Below are 668 nucleotides of genomic sequence, written 5' to 3' on the forward strand. Positions count from 1 at the left end.
TGGATCTGCTGATGACCATCGACGGCATCTCGACCGTCTCGGCCGCAGGCATCCTCTCCGCCATCGGCGATATCTCCAGGTTCTCAAGCCCAAAGAAGCTCGCTTCTTACTTCGGCCTCTGCCCCTCTACTTATCAATCCGGCGATCTCCGCAGCTTTCACGGCCGCATCACCAAACAGGGACGGGCCGAAGCCCGCTGGTCCCTCGCCGAAAGTGCCGAGGCCCTCATCCGTACCCCTTCGCCCCTCGCTTCTTTGTATCAAAGGATCGCCCGCAAGAAAGGCCACAACATCGCCAAGATCGCCGTTGCCCGCAAAATGTGCGAACTCATCTGGCACGTCCTCTCAAAACAGACGCCCTATCTCTATCAAAAACACCGCCTCACACAGGAGAAGCAGGCACGCCTCAGATACCTCGCAAAACTCTCCGGCATCATGGCCACATCCGCCTCGTCGACAAAACGTTCGAATGACACAGCCCTCAAAGGCCTCAAACTCCCCGTCGCCGGCCGCAACCTCAAGACCCAGGCCTCACGCATCGCCGCCATCCGTGCTTCAAACATCTATCAGGCCGTCACCGAAGGCAGGCTTAATAACAATATCGCTTCCTTGAATAAAAACGACCCGAAAGTCTCGCCGGGCAATATCGCTCTGGCCGATCTCTGCAAT

1 protein-coding gene is annotated in these 668 nt (G+C 57.3%); it reads left to right on the forward strand.

The genetic code is table 11. From position 1 onward, the window contains the following. Positions 1-11: 11 nt before the first annotated feature. A partial coding sequence (locus R7P74_RS26850) for a transposase (protein ID WP_318123705.1) occupies positions 12-668 on the forward strand: 657 nt, incomplete at its 3' end.

It is taken from the genome of Vibrio sp. 2033 (genome assembly GCF_033339735.1).